Below are 19,478 nucleotides of genomic sequence, written 5' to 3' on the forward strand. Positions count from 1 at the left end.
AATAAAGTAATAGCATTTGCTCATATGCATATTTTCAGTGCTTTGTTTGTGATAATCTGGTGAAGTTGAGCAATTTACGATGATTAGCATTATGCTTATTGTTGTGCTTGTTGTTTTAAGAAACGAGGAATAATGGGCTGGTTATTTGGCCGAAATAAAGAAGTAGAATCTTCAAAAGATATAGATGAAGTTGTGAAGTTAAAAACTGGTCCATGGGATTTCAACGATGAAGATGCTCCTGATTTCAGTGATTATCTTGACTTTGGCTCAATTTATATTCCATATTTCCAAGGTATAGAATTACGCGTAAAAAAGCAGCGTGAAAATGATCAAGTAATTGGTGCAACAGTAACTTACGGATCGTCAAGTGTTGAAGTTGAAGCTTTTGCTGCTCCGAAATCTACTGGTATTTGGAATGAAGTATGCAAAGACTTACTTGACGGAAATAGCCAAGCTTGCACCGCGCAAGGCGAATTTGGAACTGAACTTTTGCTGCCTGTAAAAGTTGGAGAAAAGAGTATTACAACTCGTATCGTTGGAGTTGATGGTCCTCGCTGGATGCTTCGTGGAGTATTTTCTGGGCCTGCAGCAACAGAGTTGGCAGAAAATAATAATGAAACTAAGCAATTAGACGAATGGTTTAAGGGGATTGTTGTAAATCGCGGTGAAGAACCATTAGCGCCTCGCGATCTTATTCCTATGCATGAGCCATTAACTCGTGAAGAAAAAGAATCAGCGCATAGATTAGAAGAAAATAATGATGAAAGTAATAGTTCATCTGAAGAAAATGCTGATGACGCTTTAAAAAAAGAAGATAAGCCTTTAGGATACGATCAGCAAGTTGATGTAAAAACTACGCTTTCTCGCGGACCAATGTTTTCTGAGGTTAGATAGCAGTAAGTTAAGTAGCATAAGGATATCGTCTTGAAGAAAAATAACGCTTATGGCAAAAAAAGTTCTGGGCTTGCTTCCCTTGCCTCTATCGGTTCTGATGGAAGCAACTTTTCTGTAATTGATTCCATAGGTGGTATTCGAGGAATAATCGAATCCATGCTACCTGGCTTGCTGTTTGTTATTTGCTTTGTTATAACACGAAATGTGCAAACAACGGTTATTGTGGCAGCTGTGATTGCTGTTTTGCAAGTTGCGGTTCGTCTTATTCAAAGGCAATCTCTTATGGGAGCAATTAGTGGACTTGTTTCCATTGCAATTTGCCTTATTTGGGTGTGGACGAGTCATCAAGCTCGCGACTACTACATGATGGGCTTTATTACAAACGCTGTGTATGGTGTGCTTCTTGCGATTTCGCTGATTGCGCGCGTGCCAGCGCTTGGGCTTGTGATTGAATCGATTCGTAAAATGCCTACGGAAAATTTTGGTGCGTGGCTTCACGAATGGCTTGATTATAAGCCGCTTAAGCGAGCGTATATGTATGTAACAGGATTGTGGATTGCTGTTTTTGTGCTGAGGCTCGTTTTGCAAGTGCCATTATATTTGACGAATCACGTTGTGTGGCTTGGCACTGTTCGATTGCTTATGGGATTGCCGTTCTGGGCGCTCGCAATTTGGGTTTCTTACTTGATTATTGCAACGCCATTTATGCGTCTACATCATAAAAATCGCGAAGTAGAGCAGAGTGAAGTAGAGCAGAGTGAAGTAGAGCAGAGCGAAGTAAATTCTAGCGAAGTAAATCAGATTAACTAAAATCAGTGTTAGAGAATCAGCTTAACAAAGCGCAAAACTAAGGGGTAGTCTATGCAGGTGACGATGCGAATCGAGCGTTATGCAGATCAAGGAAGATGTGTAGGTCATCTTGACGGACGCGTTGTATTCGTGCGATTTGCGTTACCTGGTGAGCTGGTTGTTGTGCGCATGGATGAGCCGATGCGTGCAAAAGCACACTTTTTCACTGGCGAAGTTGTAGAAGTTTTGGAGCCTAGCGAGGATCGTGTGGAGCCGCAATGGAAACTCGCGGGTCCCTTGTCTCAGGGCGGCGGAGTTGGTGGCGCAGATTTAATTCACGTTTCTTTGCCTGGTCAGATTCGTTGGAAGGCTTCCGTAATTGCCAATCAATTCCAGCGTTTAGCGCATATGGATATTGCGGAAAGCGATGTTAGCGTTGAGCGCATTCCAGGGGATGAGGAGCTTAACGGATTTAATTGGCGTACGCGCATGGAGTTGGTGGCGGATGATGAAGGGCGATTGTCTATGCGAAAGCGAGAGTCGCATGATCGCATTGCGATTGATACTATGCCACTTGCGTCGCGCGCGGTTTTAGCAGTTGCGGATTCTTTGGACTTGTGGAATCGTACTTTCTCGCCAAATTCGCAAATTCGCCTTGCTGTTCCAGAGCCGCGTGTTGATGGTTTAGATTTTAATGATAAGTCTGCGCTTCTTAGTGCGATTGGTGAAAATTATGCGCTTATAGTAAATGATGAGTTGGTTGCAGGCTCGGCATTGTTGCGCGAGCGCGTGCGTGTTGCTGTTAATGAAGATTCATCTCGTGCGCGTACTTTTGATTACGATGTTGATGCGCGCGGTTTTTGGCAGATTCATCGCGCAGCTCCAGAGCATTTGGTGAACTACGTTTTGGGATTAGTTCGTTCTGCACTTGGTGGGCGCACTAAGAATACTGTTTTGTGGGATTTGTATTCTGGTTCGGGTTTGTTTACGATTCCTCTTGCGACTTTGGCTAATGTTGGCGGAGATTCTGCTGGTGATGCAGGTTCCGTTGGTTCTGCAGAGCCAGCTCGCGTGCTTAGCATTGAGGGTGCGCCGATTGCTGTAAAGAACGCAAGGCGAAATATTGGACGCGCTGGTCTTAGCAGGGATGTTGTTGAAGCGCTTGAAGGGGATGTTGCGCAAACGCTTGAATCGCAGGTGTTTAAGGCGAGTAAGTCATCTAAGATTGTGCGCCGATTTGCGCATCCAGATGTTGTTGTGTTGGATCCTCCTCGCGCTGGTGCTAAAGCTCAAGTTTGTAAGCAGATTGCGAAGTCTGGAGCAAGAAGCGTTGTGTACGTTGCTTGCGATCCGACTAGTCTTGCTCGCGATGTTGGCACGTTTAAGGAGCTTGGCTACAGCGTTCAGTCTTTGCGCGCGTTCGACATATACCCCAACACTCATCACGTCGAGAGTGTTGTATTGATGTCAAAGGCTGATTAGGTGGGTGCAAGTTTGCCCTTGTGTAGCAGGGGTTAGCGAGGGCTATCGTTAAAAGGTTTAATGCGAAGCGGCTTTAAGCTGGGTTCTCGCGGTTTTTGAGCGTGATTTTGCTGTATGAGGGAACATGTCGACGCTTTAGGGTCGAGTGCACAGGATGTTAACGTTAAAAGGTGCACCCACTTTGCACCCAGGGTGGTGAAGTGGGAAAATAAGGTTTAGGCTAATTATCATGGAGAAGAAATCTAAGTTTCGTTAGTCTAATAATAAGGAGAGATGGCTATGGACAAGATAGATGAGCTAAATAAAGATGTGATAGTCATCCATCCTCAGCGTGTAATTAAGGATTATGCGGTTGGGGTTTATGCTCGTGTGAGCACAAATCGTAAAGAACAGCTGGATAGCCTTGCTGTTCAGGTGTCTGGTCTTACTCGTCTTGCTGCTTCTCACATGACTTGGTTTGTTGCAGATATTTTTCTTGATGTTGCTTCAGCTAAGGTTGGATCTTCAAGAAACGAGTTTAATCGAATGATTGAAGAATGCGAGAAAGGTAATCTTGATATTATTCTTACTAAAAGTGTGAGCCGTTTTGGTCGTGATACGAAAGAAGGATTAGAGGCTATTAGAAAGATTCGATCATGTGGCACGAGAATTATTTTTGAGACCGATAAGATTGATACGGAAACGGTTGATGATGAACTTTTAATCAGTGTGGTTCAGGCTTGTAGTCAAGCAGAGAATGATTGGCGTAGTGAGAATATTGTTTGGGGATTAAGGCGTAGAGCAGAAGAGGGCACATCAGGTCTTTATAGCAGGGCTTGTTATGGTTATAAAAAAGATAAACATGGCATGCTTATTATTGATGAAGACCAAGCACAAGTGGTAAGAGATATTTTTGACTGGTATTTAAAAGGATTAAGTATCGGCGGTATTATTAAAAGGTTAAAAAGTAGAGGTGTTAAGTCTCCAAAGGGAAAAGACAGCTGGAGCAAACGGGCTGTTGAGAGCACTTTGACTAGGCGTAAATATACAGGCGATGTGGCGATTGCTGTTCCGGGAAATGCGGATTGTCAGTATTTGAATACAGATCATCATGCAGGCATTATTTCTAAAGAGAAGTTTGAAGCGGTTGAGCTTGAGATGGCGGCTCGGAGTAATTTGGAAGTTGGAGAGGACGGAACGGTCAAACGCAAGTCTAAGAAATATAGCTCAAAAGGTAAAATGAAATCTGATTATTAGTATGTGCACGAGGAGGTGCTTAAGGAATGGATAATAAGAAGTTTATCGCAGAGACAAAAGATGTTCGCTTAACGGTGAAACGTGCTGATACCTTTGGCGTGAGCTTTGTTAACTGTGAACAAGATATATTGAGGGTTGAGGAAGCGCAAAATGTTATAAGGCTTATTCAAACTAAAAAAGTCTCAGCTTCGAATTGGCTGAGGTGGTTTACTCAGGGTATGCCTGAAATTGTTGTGAGTTTGCCACATGATGTGGAAGTTTGTGAGGTTGAATCTGATTCTAATCAAGTGCTCATCACGGATATTGAGATTGGTAAGCTTTATGTAGAAGTGAACAATGGCAAGGTAGAAGTTGTTAATTTGAAAGCGGATGATGTCTTTCTTAAATGTTGTAATGGGTCGGCTTCAGCAACAAACGTAGAAGTAACTCATGTTTGTACACTTGATACGTTAAATGGCATGAGTATTTTAGAAGGAACAATCACCAAGGATGCAAGCCTTGGAGTAGTTTGTGAGAATGGTGTCACCGAGGTTTCAGATAAGAAGAAGGTAAACTGTAAAAACGATGGTTTTGCGCATTACATGGTGCACTGCCTTAATGGGAAAGCTATTGCGAAGTAGCAGACATGTAGATCAAAAAAAGAAGCAATAAAACTTGATATAAGTTGGAATTAGAGCGTATATAGACATACCAATAAAGGAGGAAGTCGTATATGCTCTATGTAAAATTTGATGATTTCGAAGATGTTAGCGTCATGGGAAATGAGAAAGACCATGGCATGTTTATTCCGATTAAGGATGGAAATGTGTATGCTGAGTGCGAACGGTGCGGTGTAGTTGAAAGGATCGCCTCACCATGCGAATTCATTGCTAGCACATTTAGGTCAAGAGTGAACTTCGATGAGGGTTATGAACTTTGCGAGAAGTGCTTGCAAGAGGTTGAGTTTGTTACTGTCGCTTTGAGAACTGGAAAATTGCCTAATCGAGAATTGAAATAACTGAAAAAGCAAAGCAGTGATAACCGTAGTAATACAGGAAAAACTAAACGTTAAAAGGTGCACACACACTTTGCACCCAGGGTGGTAAATGATAATTTAGGGAGGCGTTTTATGTCAGTAATTAAAATTGAAAACCTCACTTTCTCATATTATGGATATGTAAAACCCATATTTAAAAATGTATCGTTTTCCTTTGATACAAACTGGAAAACGGGTTTGATAGGAAGAAATGGAATTGGTAAATCAACTCTATTTAAGTTACTTTTAAATCAAGAAACTTATCAAGGCAAAATAAGCAAGGATGTTGAATTTATTAAATTTCCACCAAATATAAGCGATACTTCAAAATTAGGAATTGAGTTATATAAAGAACTAATATCAGATGATGAAGAATGGAAATTATTTAGAGAACTCAGTTTACTAAATGTAGATGAGAACCTTGTTTATAGGGAATTTGAAACGCTTTCTAAAGGAGAACAAACAAAAATCCTTTTAGCTATTTTGTTTACAAGAGAAGATGGCTTTTTACTTATTGATGAACCAACAAACCATTTAGATATGGACGGAAGAAAAATTGTAAGTGAATATCTGAAAAGTAAAAAAGGATTTTTGCTTATATCTCATGATAGAGATTTTTTAGATGGTTGTATCAATCATGTTATTTCTATTAACAGGAATTCTATTGATGTCCAATCGGGAAATTTTACATCATGGTATGAAAACAAAGTGATGAAAGACCAATTTGAAATTAGTCAAAATGAGAGATTAAGAAAAGATATTAAACGATTAAAAGAGTCTGCAAGACAAAGTCAAATTTGGTCTGATAAAATTGAGAATACTAAAAATGGTGTGAAAGTATCAGGTGTAAAACCAGACAAAGGACATATAGGTCATCAATCAGCCAAGATGATGAAAAAATCTAAGAATTTGGAGAATAGACAAAACAAGGCAATAGAAGAAAAACAGAGTTTACTAAAAGATATCGAAATAAAGGAAAGCCTATTACTGCATCCGTTACATCATCATAAAAATCCTCTAATATCGGTTAGCAATTTATCATCATGCTATGGAGAGAGACAGATATTAAGCAATGTAAGTTTCGAGATAAAGCAAGGCGACATAGTGGCTATATATGGGGGTAATGGTAGCGGAAAATCAACCTTGATTAAAATTTTATTAGGTATAAATCACGAGTATACAGGTGAGATAAAATTAGCAGGTAATTTAAAAATCTCGTATATTCCTCAAGACACATCTAATTTAACAGGTAGCCTAAATGAATATATTCACAAGCAAGATGTTGATGAAACATTGTGTAAAACAATTTTAAGAAAATTAGATTTTTCAAGAGAATTATTTGAAATGGATATGAAGAATTATAGTGATGGACAAAAAAAGAAAGTTTTAATTGCTGTAAGTTTCTCAAAGCCAGCTCATATATTTGTTTGGGACGAACCACTGAATTATATAGATGTAATATCAAGAATACAGATTGAGGAAATTATAAAAGAAGCAAAGCCTACACTCATATTTGTGGAACACGATAAGCGATTTGTAGAAGATATCGCCAATAAAATAATACAATTTTAAGTAAAATCCAAATCCCAGTTTGTAGTGCCTTAGACTTTTATCATCATACGACATTCCCCTTGCCAGCTTCTTTCCTGCAACGAACGTTAAGGCTCTTTTTTGATGCATGGTTATCATCAGGGTAGTCTTGATACATGTGAGATTGTCGTATTGATGTCACGGGCTTAATAGGTGGGTGCAAGTTTGCCCTTGTATAGCAGGGGTTTGCGAGGGCTATTGTTAAAAGGTTTAATGCGAAGCGGCTTTAAGCTTACTTCTCGCGGTTTTTGAGTGCGATTTTTCTGTATGAGGGAAGATATCAACGCTCTGGGGTCGAGTGCACAGGGTGTTAACGTTAAAAAGTGCACACACTTTGCACCCACCATGTGAAGTGAGGATATACAGTATAGTTTGCGTAATTATTTATCACGCAAAAAACATGATAATAAAATTTATACAAGCAAAAAGAGATGTTACTCAAATGGCATAATTGTAAAAAGTTACTTTATAACATTCTCCTATATCGTGGGGCTTAAATCTAAGCCCCACTTTTTATATTAAAAACTATTTTTTCAAATAAATAAAAGTCAAAGACTTTACATATTTAACGCTTATTCTTAGCTAAAATACCTGTTTTTAATATCATTTGTAAGCATACGCTGAACAAAAAAATACAAAACAATATATTGCATATAAAAGGTGAAATACTGCGCGCAATTATTGCGCCTAAGTTTACAGTAAATGTCGCAAAAATACCGATAATAATTCCTTCAGTAAAATGAGTATAATGGTAACGAGCATTAGCAATACTACCACTTATAACTGTAGGAAGCGTGGCAAGCAAAGCAGTTCCTCTTGCCATAAGGTCTCCCATGCCGAGCAAAAGTTGCACGCATGGCACTATAATTCCTCCGCCACCAACGCCTAAAATACCTGAAAAAATACCAGAAACAACGCCTATAAATATAAGACATATAGCTTTTAAAAAACTAACATTAAAATCTACATTTCTTAACGGAATCCAAACTTGACTAGAACATATAACTAGTAATACAAAAAGTGTAAAACACCAAGGAAATATTTTTTTAGGCAAAATATGTGAAAAATATACCCCAATTTGTGATCCGAAAACTGAACCTATTATTAGAAAAAATGCTGATAAAAATGACACTTTGCCGTTTAAACCGTAAACAATGCTTCCACAAAGTGACGTTATAATTATGGCAACAAGAGAAGTAGCAGTAGCATGACGCTGATCAAATTTCATAAAAACAGTTAATGCAGGAACTATCACCATTCCTCCACCTACACCGAACAATCCTGATAAGAAACCTGCTAATAGTCCAATGAAAACGATTAAAACAATATTATGGAAGTTATATTTGATTTTAAAAATATTTCTCAACATATATCTTTTCTTCACAAAATACCTCCTCGTACTTTATTCACTGCTTTTACTATATTATATGAAAAATAGAATATTTCTATACTAGTTCAATTGTAATTTATGTATTTATTTATCTAATTAACGTAAGTAATGGATAATAAGAAGTTTATCGCAGAGACGAAAGATGTTCGTTTAACGGTGAGACGTGCTGATACCTTTGGTGTGAGCTTTGTTAACTGTGAACAAGATATATTGAGGGTTGAGGAAGCGCAAAATGTTATAAGGCTTATTCAAACTAAAAAAGTCTCAGCTTCGAATTGGCTGAGGTGGTTTACTCAGGGTATGCCTGAAATTGTTGTGAGTTTGCCACATGATGTGGAAGTTTGTGAGGTTGAATCTGATTCTAATCAAGTGCTCATCACGGATATTGAGATTGGTAAGCTTTATGTAGAAGTGAACAATGGCTTTGTATCCACTGGAGAAAGATAAAATTCATATTTAATGAAATTGACAATCAGGCCTTATGGAGGGTTTTATGGCTGAGATTTGGGATGCGTATGATAAAGAATTTAATAAATTAAAGAATATTACATTAGTGAGAGGAGAACCAATTCCTGACGGCATGTATCATTTGGTGGGCGAAGTAATTGTTAAACATATAGATGGTACTTACCTTATTATGCAAAGAGATTTTGAAAAGAAATTCGGTGGAATGTGGGAGTTGACAGCAGGTGGTTCTGCATTGCAATATGAAACACCATTAGAATGTGCAGTAAGAGAATTAAAAGAAGAAACAGGTATTGAAGCTTCAAAAATTATGGAGATCGGAAGATTTGTGCAGGATGTTTACCACTCTCTTTATGTTGAATATCTATGCGTAACCGATTGTAAGAAAAATGCAATTGCTCTTCAAAAAGGAGAAACGGTTAATTATAAGTGGGTAGATAAAAAGAGCCTTTTGGAAATGAGCCAAGACGAGTTAGTATCATCAAGGGCAATCAAACTTATTAAAACAGTAGATATATAAATTCAAGTTTTGCTGTTTGAGGGAAGATATCAACGCTCTAGGGTCGAGTGCACAGGATGTTAACGTACTTCGCTTGCGTTGAAAGCACACTGTGCTTTCAACTTTGAGCAAGCTCAGCGAATCGAAGTGCATTCGCGAATTATGTCTTAATCGCTCATGCAAGTCGATTCGCCATTTTGCACCCACCCTGTGAAGTGGTAAAATATAGCTCAAAAGGTAAAATGAGGCCTGATTATTAGTATGTGCACGAGGAGGTATTTAAGGAATGGACAAGCTCGTTCGTTTTTGCCGTGAAGTAGCGACATTCGGCTTGACGGTTGCCTTAATCGCGATGCTGGTTGCCTTAATATGGGATGGCACACTTGCTATTAGAATTGGTTTCACCTCTTTTGTTATTGGTGTCACAGTGATTTCGCTTAAGACTGTCCTTCGAAAGACTGATTGAATTTTGTTTGGTTCAAGTCAATAGTTGAATATCTCACGTTGGGTGACTATTACTGATTTCTGTCAGTAATAGTCATTTCTTTTTATGAATCTTAAAGTCAGGCTCAATGTCCGTCCTGTTTAGCCGGTGATTAGGGGTAATCGTTAAAAGATTAACAACTGTATCAATGAAAATGCACGGAAATTGCAGAACAAGGATGAGTATGAGAAAAAATATACGAGTCTAGTGAACAGGTTCAATACTGTAGAATCAAGGCTTAAGGGAGTAAAAGCTCGCATTGTTGAAAAGCAAATGAGGCATGATGGAGTTGAATATTTTATCGAGGACTTGAAAAAGCAGGACTTGTTAACGGTTTTCGATGAAAACGTCTGGCTTAGCATGGTTGACCATCTAACTGTGCATCAATATGGAAAGGTTGAGTTTACTTTCCTTGATGGGAGCAAAACGGAACTAAAGTGTTAAGCTTACAGGAAAAGTGTAAGATAAAATAAAAGTATATCAGCAAGTCGCTGACGTGTTTTTTGCTGTTAAAAGAGTTACGGGTTGAGTATCAATGGAGAGAAGAGGGTGCGTCTGTCTAAAAAATGTCCGCACCCCCTTGTCTAAAAAATTTAACATTTTGAAAGGAGAAATAATGGAAACAATAGTATCCGCTTTATTAGTTTTTGTTTCTACATCCATTGACTACTTAGTTGTTTTGACTATTTTATTCGCTAGTCAAGGAAAGAAAGGTTTGAAATCAATTTATGTAGGGCAGTATTTAGGTACAGGACTGCTTGTACTGGCTAGTCTTATTGCCGCTTACTTTTTAAATTTTATTCCACAAGATTGGATTATCGGACTCCTTGGTCTAATTCCGATAGGTCTTGGTATAAGAGCAATTTTTGTGGATGAAGATATTGATGAAGAAGATATCGAGGGGAAAATTACCGGAGATGGATCAAAAATCTTAGCATTTACAAGTTTGACAGTGGCAATGGGTGGAGATAATTTAGGAATTTATATCCCCTATTTTACAGGAAAGAGTTTGATTGAGATTAGTATAAGTTTAGTAATATTTGCCTTAGGGATTTTGATTCTATGCAAATTATCTCAAAATCTCGCCTCAATTTCTGCTATCGGAGAGACTGTGGAAAAGTACGAAAAAGTAATTGTACCTGTCGTGTTTATTGGACTCGGTCTTTATATATTGATTGAAAATGGAACTATTAATTATTTAATAGGTCAAGTCCTAAAAGTGGTGTAAATTCATTTCCTTCCCTTTATCTGCTATTTTTATGTTCAAACTCAAACGAGAAAAATAGATGCCACTATCGCTACCATCATGGCACTTGACCGTGCTGTCTGATGCAGGAGGCTGATTAGCCGGGTGCATTTTAGTCCTTGTATAGCAGGGGTTTGCGATGGCTATCGTTAAAAGGTTTAATGCGAAGTGGCTTTAAGCTGGGTTTTCGCGATTTTTGAATGCGATTTTGCTGTCGAGTAGTTGTGCGCTCTAGTTGCTTATGTTTTGGGGAACAAAATGGTATAAAAATTGTAAAAAAGTTCCCTACATTATTTGATTTCTCACGGTAACGGTTTGCTGGTTATTCCAGGAAATAAGGTTTCTGAGTTTAAGAAGTTGCTTGTTGGGTATTATGAAGGTGAAGATTTGCAGGCTGTGACTGATGTGTTTGCTTGCGTTAGTGAGGATGATTGGAAAGCACGGTGTGTAAAATACATGTCATCAAATCATAAAGGGCAAAATATTTAGTGTACGGAGCAATTCTTTTGCTGCGTGTTTTTTACTCGTAAAAGATAAGTTGACCATTTTGGGCGTAATTTTAAAGTTGAACTTGAAATTTACGCCCAAAATGTATACCCTATTATGAAAAGGGAGTCTTTTATGATAAAAAGAAAAGTTGCTGAAAAGTTGGTGCAAGTTTCCAAGCAAGTGCCTGTAGTTACTGTAATTGGACCAAGACAATCTGGTAAAACTACCCTAGTAAAGGAGTGTTTTCCAGAATACAATTACGTCAATTTAGAAGATCCTTTTACTAGAGCGTTAGCTACAGAAGATTACCGAGGATTTTTTGCAAGCTACAAAGAACCTCTTATTATAGATGAAGTTCAGCGAGTGCCTGAGCTTCTTTCAGCAGTGCAAGTTATGGTTGACGAGGACAGAGAGAGAAATGGACGATTTATACTAACTGGAAGTCATCAATCAACCCTGCAAAAAGAAATTTCTCAATCTTTAGCAGGTAGAACGAGCATAGTAACGCTTCTCCCATTAAGCATGGATGAACTTGCCGAAGATGGACGTCTAGGTAAATTATCTGCCGATAAGTTATTAATTCAGGGTTTTATGCCTGAATTATATAGGGAAAATTCAAGAGAAAGCAGTGTGTATTATCGCGATTACTTGAATACCTATGTGGAAAAAGATTTACGCGAAATGTTGGAAGTTAAGAATTTGGATAAGTTTCTACGATTCTTAACCTTGCTTGCAGGCAGAGTTGGGCAAGTTGTAAATTTGTCTTCTATGTCTGGAGATGTTGGCGTTTCATCTGCAACTTTGTCGCAATGGCTGTCAGTACTTGAGGCATCTTATATAGTCTATAAGTTACAGCCATATTTTTCTAACATTTCAAAGCGACACACAAAATCGCCAAAAATCTATTTTACAGAAATTGGATTGGCTTCATACTTATTGGGAATTGAAACAGAAAATCAAGCGAATAGAGATCCGTTACGTGGAAATCTTTTCGAAAATCTAATCGTTTCGGAAGTCCTAAAATCTCGATTGAATGAGAATAAAACTCCTCAGCTGTTTTACATGAGAACAGAAAAAGGTATAGAGGTGGATTTGATTATAAAGAAAGAAAATGCTTTATATCCGATCGAAATAAAAACATCAATGACACCTAATAGATCGTTTTCTAAGAATTTGCTATCTTTTGTAGATGCGGAAGAAAATGCAAAGAATCCTAAAATTATTTATACAGGACAGTCATACCCACAATTTAATGGCGTTGAGTATGTTAACTTCAAGGACATGAAAAATTACCAGATGTTCTAGATGACGCTGGTATAAATGCTTATGCATTGTCAAGCGAAATAAACAGACGGTCGTTACTATGGGATTGAAATCTCTACGAACTGAGTCATCTGTGCTGTGTGGCTTTACTGGTGTATTAGTAGGACGCTTGGCGGATTTTAGTTCCGATGTTTGGCGACGTTCGTTAAGATGATTGGAAAGCGCTGTGCAAAAATGAGAGAAAACAAATTGGCGGCCGGTTGCGCTCATTTGTCGGCAGAAATTGCGCTTTCAACGGAAATTGCCAATCGCACTTGCTACTACGCAACTGCTGTTTCATCTATAATTTCACCATAATCATGATGAATTCGAGTTTGAAATGGAGATGTTTTTATGATTTTAGCAGATAAAATATTGGAACTGCGTAAACAAAACGGTTGGTCGCAGGAAGAATTGGCGGACAAATTGGGCGTCAGTCGCCAAGCTGTTTCCAAATGGGAAGGCGCACAAAGTATCCCGGATATGGAACGGATAATTGCATTGAGCCGTTTGTTTGGTGTTAGTACAGATCTTCTGGTAAAAGATGAAATTGATGTTATGGGGAAGAACGTCAACGCAGATGAAAATGCCTGCCAGGAAGAAGCCGGCGTTCGCATGCGGGTAATTGAGCTGGAAGAAGCCTCCGCTTATATTGCTCACAGAATATCATTTGCCGCCTATGTTGCTCTAGGCGTTCTTCTTTGTATTCTGGCGGCAATCCCGTTGATAGGCAGTAATCTTTTGCTTTCTCCCACAGTAAATGCGCAAGTCGGCAAAACTATTGGCTTAGCATTCAGCGTTGCGATTATTACTGTAGCTGTAGTTATTTTTATTATTCAGAGTTTCCACGAAAAGCGTTATCAATATTTGGAAAAAGAGGACTTTGAAACGGCTTACGGCGTTGACAGTGTGCTCAAAGAACGCTTGGAACGGTTCATGCCGTCGTATGTGCTGCGGACGGTCAGCGGTGTCGTTTTATGTATGGTTGCCTTTATTTTTCTTATAATTTCGGATATAGTGCCGAAATTTTATCAACTTTCATCCGGCTTTTTTGTAGTTATCGCTATTGCCCTGGTGGCAGCAGCTGTTTATTTATTCGTACAGGCGAATATTGTTCGCTCGTCCTATTACCGTTTGCTGCAACCGAAGAAAAAGATTGTCTATCCTGCAAAGATTAGGTTATTGCTCCAAGCTTACTGGCTTATAATTATCTTCATTTATTTAGCCTACAGTTTCATCACGTCCGATTGGGGAAAAAGTTGGATTGTTTGGCCGTTGGCTGCATTGACTTACGGAGTAATAGAAGTAGTGCTCAAAGTGTGGAGGCTCGGAAAGAAATAAGTGACTTCCAGCGTCGATTTTGTGGCGAATAACAGGTGTTATCCAGACGAAATATGGTATGCTTGCGCTTATATTACCCCCCCAAGGAGTGAAAGTATGATTAAAAATGTCGTACATATAGGCTTTAACGTCGTGGGTGTGGACATTTTTTAGAGAGCCACACCAAGCCTTCTTCTGTTCTCGATAAGATTTATTCCTCCAAGTTATCAAGTCTCTTATTTGATGGCTGGTGAAGAGACTCGTAGTAGGGAATTTGGTGTTTATCGATTGGTTAAGGATAATTATCCTAAATATGTTTTATTGATGGATACAATGAATTTTTCGCAAGAAGGTATTATACACAAATATTTACCAGATTTTCTAAAGGAGTAAACTATGGAACATAATTGCGGATTTATTAACGATAAAAAAGCATTTAGATATAGAGCGGCAGCCATCATAGTCGAAGAAGGTTGTGTGCTATTTGCAAGAAATGATGAGGACGACTATTTCTACTCAGTTGGCGGAGCGGTTCACATGGGCGAGACATCAGAAGAAGCCGTTAAGAGAGAAGTATTTGAAGAGACAGGTCTTAATTACGAGGTCGATCACCTTGCTGTCATACACGAGAACTTCTTCATCGGCAGCTCTGGCTTAAAAGGAGTAGACTTCCATGAGCTGACATTCTACTACATGATGAAACCTATGGGCAAAAGAGATTTTACGAGCCAAAGCACTACAGAGTCAGGTGCTAAAGAGACAATGCATTGGTTACCTATAGATGAGCTTGATAAGTGCAAGGCTTACCCGACATTTATGAAAGAATATCTTAAATCGGAGCATAGTGGAATAGAGCATATAATTTCAGATGAAAGATATTAATGAATCCCGCTATTATGGCAAGAGATTGTTGCATAAACATTATTTCATTGAAATTGACAAATAACCGCCAACAATATATTACAATAATTAACAGTACCTGACGCGCCTCTTAGCAATGCGGACCAAGTCGGGTCTTTTGATTTTTGGTCTATAACCCAGCTTTTTACTGGCTTAAGTGGCTTGCTAAAGGCAGTCCTGAGGTCATTGTTACGTTGCTGGAGAATGTTGATTTTTGTGAGATTGAAGCTGAGTCTAATCAGGTATTAGTAGCAGATATTAAAGCTGACAAGATTTATGCAGAAGTTCATAATGGCAGGGTGGAAGCAAGGAATGCTCAGGCGAATGATGTTTTTCTAAAGTGTCTTAATGGTTCTGCTGTGGCGCATAATGTTAAGGTTGTTGTTTCTTGCATGGTGGATACGTTAAATGGTACGAGTGCTTTAGAAGGAGAAATTACCAAAGGCGCATGTCTTGAAGTAGTTTGTGAGAATGGCGTGACTGAAGTTTGTGATAAACATAAAGCAGATCTTGGTTGTAATAATCTCGGTCGCAAAACAAATGGATGTGCTCACTATGCTGTGCACTGCTTGAATGGAAAAGCTGTAGTGAAGTAATACTGTTGTGGTTTTTTATGTCCGCTACTTTGACTAGTCGCACGAAATAGAGTTTGGCATATTCTAAAAATGTTTTTAAATGTTGGAGTATTAGGCTTGGTGATTTTTAATCCAAGTGTAAAGGTCATTTTCATTTGCCTTGCCTGATGCAACTTTGAGAATAATATCAATCAGTTCTTCATCTTTATAAGACAACATAATGTTGTTGAGTGCCAGAAAGATTAGCATGACATGTGTGCCGATACGCTTGTTTCCATCTATAAAAGGGTGGTTCTTTATAAGACCAAAAGCTAGACGTGCTGCCTTATCTAAGACAGATGGGAAAAGTTCATTCTCGTCAAATGTTTGCAGTGGAGTCTTTAATGCAGAATCAAGCATTCCTACATCTCGGATACCTGAAGAACCACCACTTGCTTCAATCAGAGCCTGGTGAAGTTTAATCACCTGTTCTCGTGTTAGATGCTTCATTTAGCAAGTTCCTCATAAACTTTTTTGTTCTTTTTGATGAACATGTTGGATAAAGCCATAACTTCATCGTTTGCTGGAACAGTAACTTTTTCAGTTTTGGCTTTTGGGAATTCTAAAATTACGTAGCGAGGAGCGTTGTTTTTCAAAATAACAGCTGATCCGTATGTGTCAACAAGTCGCGCAACTTTAGAAAAGTTTTGATTTGCTTCGGAAATAGAAACAAGTGTGTCTGTATTTACATTCATATCGAGAACCTCCATTTTTAGGAGAATTATAGCATATATTTTAGGATAAATAAATCCTAAGTATTTTGAGAGTTATTTTAAAATGACATATAGTCTATATGTGATTTAGTTGCTTATGTTTTTGGGGAACAAAATGGTATAAAAATTGTAAAAAAGTTCCCTACATTATTTGATTTCTCACGGTAACGGTTTGCTGGTTATTCCAGGAAATAAGGTTTCTGAGTTTAAGAAGTTGCTTGTTGGGTATTATGAAGGTGAAGATTTGCAGGTAATTGCTTCGTTTATGAGTGAATATTGTTGGAGGCATTAGACGTGCATGACGATATTAATTCTTCTGGTTCTTCTGTTTCGTGAACCTTGCTGTCTATTAAATAGTATAGTTTGCTAGTAAATGAAGAGATTAGCGTCGATAATCTAGACAAATTAATAAAAAAAAATAGTATATTTATTAAGATTATTACAGTGACCAGGGTGAATAGTAGATTTTGTTTGCTTAATAATCTGTTTTATAATCATTTAATCCAAAGTTGTGTTAATGAAAAGGAAGGTAATGGTGTTATGAGAAGTAAAACTATTTTTTGTAAAAACATTTTTCAAAGTTGTCTTGTTATGCTTCTGCTGCTAGGTTCTCTCTTTTCTCTTGCGGGATGTGCCGACGATGATGAGAAGGCGGCGCTTGCGTCGTATCATTGGGAAACAGTGGCGGTGTCTCAAGAAGAGTTTCGTATACCAGAAAACTATATGAATAAGGATGAGTTGTATCTCTTTGTGTCACGAGATATTCTGGATTCTCATTATGATTTGTCTAAAGTCACTCTTGGAGATAAGCCAATCAAATTAGTTGACTCACAGTTTAATTTGCCTAGTTCAGGACTTAAAGCTTTATTTTTAGTTGGGAAATTTGATTTAAAAGACAAGTCAAGTTCTTATGTTCTTAAAGTAACAGGGATTAATAAAACAGGTAATGTTGCTATAGGCTATAAGAAGAAATAGTAGTATTTTGCACTAAATTATTAGTGCGAATGTTGAAAGCGTATATATCAGTCGAGACATCCTATTCATGTAAATTGTGTTGCAATATGCGATACAGTATTTTACGATGTGTGCATGGAGATTGGTTGATATGGCAGTTACTAAAACAGCGAATGTGAATGTGAGAATACAAGAAAATATTAAGCAGCAGGCGGAGCAGATTCTGGAAACTATTGGAATTACTAGGGCTACTGCTATTGACATGTTTTATCGTCAAATCATTCTTAATAACGGTATTCCGTTTTCGCTTACTATTCCAAAGTCGCTTCCAGCACAAGATGATATGGATGAGAAAACGTTTAATGCTTTGATGGATAAAGGCTATGATCAGGCGGTTCAAGGTGATAGTTATTCGATAGATGATGTTTTTGAAGATCTTGAACGATGATAGGAACAGAAAAATGTCAGATTCATCGATGAAAGAGAAGGAAAAGCAGGAACATACTCCCAGAGAGGAGAAAAATCCACTATATTGTGAATCACATGAGCAAATATGTGAGAACCTTAACAGTGCAAATAAGGAATTGCCCAAGTATAAGGTTTTGCGGCTGAGTGCGGAAATCTTTTCCATCTTAATTATTGTTGGAACTGTTTTTATGGCGTCCAATAAGCTACAGCTTTTTGGATGGATCACTTATTGTTTTGCAATTCTGTTTCTTGTTGGAGTTTCTATTATTTGGGTTATTTGTGTTATTTGGCAGCGCAATATACATAGTCGTTTTCGGAGTGCGAATGTAGAGCGTAATAAATCTTTTCTTAGCTATGGTAAGCAACAGGGGAAGAGTAGAATCTCACTGGTTCTTTATTACTTTTTTGTGTTAAGTGGTATTCTAACTGCATTCTTTGGAATAACTGCGGTACGTCTTCCAAATCAGTGGCTTTTGCAGACTTGGGTGTATGTTATATGCGCGGCAATGCCAGTTGTTTGGATGATTACGATTGCTCTTGAATGTGTCTTCTATAATATCTATCTTATTTCACTCGTACGGAAGATAGGTATAAGAATTGTACTTCGTTATCTATCTGTTCTGCTTTGTGTGCTGATTATCTTAGGTCTTGGATTTTTTGACGTTTTGTTTATTGTTGGCAGATATTCTGTGAAACAAAATGATAATGGTACATACACAGAGCACGTGGATGATATGTATGCTCCTTTTGAGTATTATCTTTATAAGTCTGAAGGCCCATTTTTCCTTAAGTATCTTCGACCAATGAAAGATTCAAGTGATACTGATCCAAAAATAAGTGAATCTGAGTGGTATAGCAGAATCAATCGCAATAACAGGAAAGATACAAGATTAAAAGATACAAGATTAAAGGTTGAAGAGCCAGATAAAAATTACGATTTGCATGATGCCGCTGAGCGTGATTTAGAATCAAAGAGGGAAAGAAATGCAGCGCTTAAGATATTTGATAAGTATTTTGCGGCGAAAGGATTTACGTTTAAGGAGAGTTATACTGCGAAGGGGGATATGTATTTTGTTCTGAGTGAAAGCCGTTCGGACATTACTTATCTGCAGTATAACAGGGATTCTCAGGATGGAAAATGTGGTCTTTATATTCTGTTTAAGGCTTCAAAATCTTCAAACGGAAGCTGGTCGCCGAGTGATGCTCATATGCAGAACACCTATACTTATGAATATAGCACTGGACTAATTGCAAAGAGCAGTAGGGCATATTGGTAGTAGGGTTGATTGGTAGTAGGGCAGAATTGTTGGATGCCAAAATCGAAGAGTATCTGAAGATTGCCAGATAGTGATTGCCAGATAGTAGAATCCATATTTGCGTGCTCTAGTTGCTTGTGTTTTTGGGGAACAAATCGGTGGAATAATCGTAGAAAAGTTCCGTATTGGAGATAAAGAATTTATGAAAGTTGGTTTGCTTCGTAATAAGTAGTAAATGGGTGGGGCGGATTGGATTGTAATATTTTTTGAAACATGTAGTTTTAAGTGATTCGGTAACATTTGATAATGTTGTTTGCAAAGTTTCATAGTATTCAAGAGAGTAAGAAAAATAGAAGTATATTTTCTTTCAGA

Annotated in this window: 24 protein-coding genes and 1 pseudogene; 22 read left to right on the forward strand and 3 right to left on the reverse strand. The window is 38.0% G+C overall.

Annotated features, from left to right (window positions below; genetic code table 11):
* Positions 1-132: 132 nt before the first annotated feature.
* The 7 genes from ACJV7B_RS00345 (at position 133) to ACJV7B_RS00375 (ending at position 6,988) form a co-directional block, all read left to right on the forward strand.
* Positions 133-894 carry a DUF3710 domain-containing protein gene (locus ACJV7B_RS00345; protein ID WP_119520474.1) on the forward strand — a complete coding sequence of 254 codons (762 nt, stop codon included), beginning with the start codon at positions 133-135 and terminating at the stop codon, positions 892-894.
* A gap of 30 nt (positions 895-924) precedes the next feature.
* Positions 925-1,704, forward strand: a complete 780-nt coding sequence (locus ACJV7B_RS00350; protein ID WP_419388666.1) for a DUF3159 domain-containing protein — start codon at positions 925-927, stop codon at positions 1,702-1,704.
* A gap of 51 nt (positions 1,705-1,755) precedes the next feature.
* The gene (locus ACJV7B_RS00355) at positions 1,756-3,165 is read left to right on the forward strand and encodes a class I SAM-dependent RNA methyltransferase (protein ID WP_419388667.1); all 1,410 of its coding nucleotides are present in this window, start codon (positions 1,756-1,758) and stop codon (positions 3,163-3,165) included.
* 279 nt (positions 3,166-3,444) lie between these two features.
* Positions 3,445-4,401, forward strand: a complete 957-nt coding sequence (locus tag ACJV7B_RS00360; protein ID WP_419388668.1) for a recombinase family protein — start codon at positions 3,445-3,447, stop codon at positions 4,399-4,401.
* Positions 4,402-4,427: 26 nt separating this feature from the next.
* The gene (locus ACJV7B_RS00365) at positions 4,428-5,021 is read left to right on the forward strand and encodes a DUF4097 family beta strand repeat-containing protein (protein ID WP_415691511.1); all 594 of its coding nucleotides are present in this window, start codon (positions 4,428-4,430) and stop codon (positions 5,019-5,021) included.
* A 92-nt stretch (positions 5,022-5,113) separates the two neighbouring features.
* Positions 5,114-5,398, forward strand: coding sequence for a hypothetical protein (locus ACJV7B_RS00370; protein ID WP_419388669.1), 285 nt, complete (start codon positions 5,114-5,116; stop codon positions 5,396-5,398).
* A gap of 111 nt (positions 5,399-5,509) precedes the next feature.
* Positions 5,510-6,988, forward strand: coding sequence for an Lsa family ABC-F type ribosomal protection protein (locus ACJV7B_RS00375; RefSeq protein WP_246904755.1), 1,479 nt, complete (start codon positions 5,510-5,512; stop codon positions 6,986-6,988).
* A gap of 583 nt (positions 6,989-7,571) precedes the next feature.
* On the opposite strand, the gene ACJV7B_RS00380 is transcribed toward ACJV7B_RS00375, so the two are convergent.
* Complete coding sequence (locus ACJV7B_RS00380; RefSeq protein ID WP_004136325.1) at positions 7,572-8,375, reverse strand: sulfite exporter TauE/SafE family protein; 804 nt, start codon at positions 8,373-8,375, stop codon at positions 7,572-7,574.
* A gap of 129 nt (positions 8,376-8,504) precedes the next feature.
* Here ACJV7B_RS00380 and ACJV7B_RS00385 point away from each other — a divergent pair, with 129 nt between their 5' ends.
* The 11 genes and pseudogenes from ACJV7B_RS00385 to ACJV7B_RS00435 all read left to right on the forward strand — a co-directional run.
* Entirely contained in the window at positions 8,505-8,843 is a 339-nt protein-coding gene (locus tag ACJV7B_RS00385; RefSeq protein ID WP_419388670.1) for a hypothetical protein, read from the forward strand.
* A 46-nt stretch (positions 8,844-8,889) separates the two neighbouring features.
* The gene (locus ACJV7B_RS00390) at positions 8,890-9,381 is read left to right on the forward strand and encodes an NUDIX hydrolase (RefSeq protein ID WP_004136327.1); all 492 of its coding nucleotides are present in this window, start codon (positions 8,890-8,892) and stop codon (positions 9,379-9,381) included.
* A gap of 265 nt (positions 9,382-9,646) precedes the next feature.
* The gene (locus tag ACJV7B_RS00395; RefSeq protein ID WP_009994761.1) at positions 9,647-9,826 is read left to right on the forward strand and encodes a hypothetical protein; all 180 of its coding nucleotides are present in this window, start codon (positions 9,647-9,649) and stop codon (positions 9,824-9,826) included.
* 183 nt (positions 9,827-10,009) lie between these two features.
* The gene (locus ACJV7B_RS00400; protein ID WP_116793898.1) at positions 10,010-10,288 is read left to right on the forward strand and encodes a hypothetical protein; all 279 of its coding nucleotides are present in this window, start codon (positions 10,010-10,012) and stop codon (positions 10,286-10,288) included.
* A gap of 172 nt (positions 10,289-10,460) precedes the next feature.
* Positions 10,461-11,072: a CadD family cadmium resistance transporter gene (locus ACJV7B_RS00405; RefSeq protein WP_419388671.1), complete on the forward strand. Its 612-nt coding sequence runs from the start codon at positions 10,461-10,463 to the stop codon at positions 11,070-11,072.
* A gap of 312 nt (positions 11,073-11,384) precedes the next feature.
* The gene (locus tag ACJV7B_RS00410; protein WP_004136333.1) at positions 11,385-11,579 is read left to right on the forward strand and encodes a hypothetical protein; all 195 of its coding nucleotides are present in this window, start codon (positions 11,385-11,387) and stop codon (positions 11,577-11,579) included.
* A gap of 132 nt (positions 11,580-11,711) precedes the next feature.
* Positions 11,712-12,884: an ATP-binding protein gene (locus ACJV7B_RS00415; RefSeq protein ID WP_004136335.1), complete on the forward strand. Its 1,173-nt coding sequence runs from the start codon at positions 11,712-11,714 to the stop codon at positions 12,882-12,884.
* A 351-nt stretch (positions 12,885-13,235) separates the two neighbouring features.
* Complete coding sequence (locus tag ACJV7B_RS00420) at positions 13,236-14,222, forward strand: helix-turn-helix domain-containing protein (protein WP_419388672.1); 987 nt, start codon at positions 13,236-13,238, stop codon at positions 14,220-14,222.
* A gap of 222 nt (positions 14,223-14,444) precedes the next feature.
* A complete protein-coding gene (locus ACJV7B_RS00425) occupies positions 14,445-14,594 on the forward strand; it encodes a hypothetical protein (RefSeq protein ID WP_004134760.1) in 150 nt (49 codons plus the stop codon).
* Between the two features lie 3 nt (positions 14,595-14,597).
* Complete coding sequence (locus tag ACJV7B_RS00430) at positions 14,598-15,083, forward strand: NUDIX hydrolase (RefSeq protein ID WP_004136341.1); 486 nt, start codon at positions 14,598-14,600, stop codon at positions 15,081-15,083.
* A 158-nt stretch (positions 15,084-15,241) separates the two neighbouring features.
* Positions 15,242-15,697 (forward strand): annotated as a pseudogene (locus ACJV7B_RS00435) (DUF4097 family beta strand repeat-containing protein); the annotation flags it as partial.
* Positions 15,698-15,787: 90 nt separating this feature from the next.
* On the opposite strand, the gene ACJV7B_RS00440 reads toward ACJV7B_RS00435, so the two are convergent.
* Both ACJV7B_RS00440 and ACJV7B_RS00445 read right to left on the reverse strand, forming a co-directional pair.
* Positions 15,788-16,165: a type II toxin-antitoxin system death-on-curing family toxin gene (locus tag ACJV7B_RS00440; RefSeq protein WP_419388673.1), complete on the reverse strand. Its 378-nt coding sequence runs from the start codon at positions 16,163-16,165 to the stop codon at positions 15,788-15,790.
* Complete coding sequence (locus ACJV7B_RS00445; protein WP_419388674.1) at positions 16,162-16,410, reverse strand: type II toxin-antitoxin system Phd/YefM family antitoxin; 249 nt, start codon at positions 16,408-16,410, stop codon at positions 16,162-16,164. Before ACJV7B_RS00445 ends, ACJV7B_RS00440 begins: the two co-directional genes overlap by 4 nt.
* Before the next feature lie 169 nt (positions 16,411-16,579).
* Here ACJV7B_RS00445 and ACJV7B_RS00450 point away from each other — a divergent pair, with 169 nt between their 5' ends.
* From ACJV7B_RS00450 to ACJV7B_RS00465, 4 genes are all read left to right on the forward strand, one after another.
* Positions 16,580-16,720: a hypothetical protein gene (locus ACJV7B_RS00450; protein ID WP_419388675.1), complete on the forward strand. Its 141-nt coding sequence runs from the start codon at positions 16,580-16,582 to the stop codon at positions 16,718-16,720.
* A 248-nt stretch (positions 16,721-16,968) separates the two neighbouring features.
* Entirely contained in the window at positions 16,969-17,403 is a 435-nt protein-coding gene (locus tag ACJV7B_RS00455; protein WP_419388802.1) for a hypothetical protein, read from the forward strand.
* 130 nt (positions 17,404-17,533) lie between these two features.
* Positions 17,534-17,830: a type II toxin-antitoxin system RelB/DinJ family antitoxin gene (locus ACJV7B_RS00460; protein ID WP_419388676.1), complete on the forward strand. Its 297-nt coding sequence runs from the start codon at positions 17,534-17,536 to the stop codon at positions 17,828-17,830.
* 13 nt (positions 17,831-17,843) lie between these two features.
* A complete protein-coding gene (locus tag ACJV7B_RS00465; RefSeq protein WP_419388677.1) occupies positions 17,844-19,127 on the forward strand; it encodes an MFS transporter in 1,284 nt (427 codons plus the stop codon).
* Positions 19,128-19,478: the final 351 nt, after the last annotated feature.

Source organism: Gardnerella bretellae (assembly GCF_048545135.1).
In the GTDB taxonomy this organism is placed as follows: Bacteria; Actinomycetota; Actinomycetes; order Actinomycetales; family Bifidobacteriaceae; genus Bifidobacterium; species Bifidobacterium greenwoodii.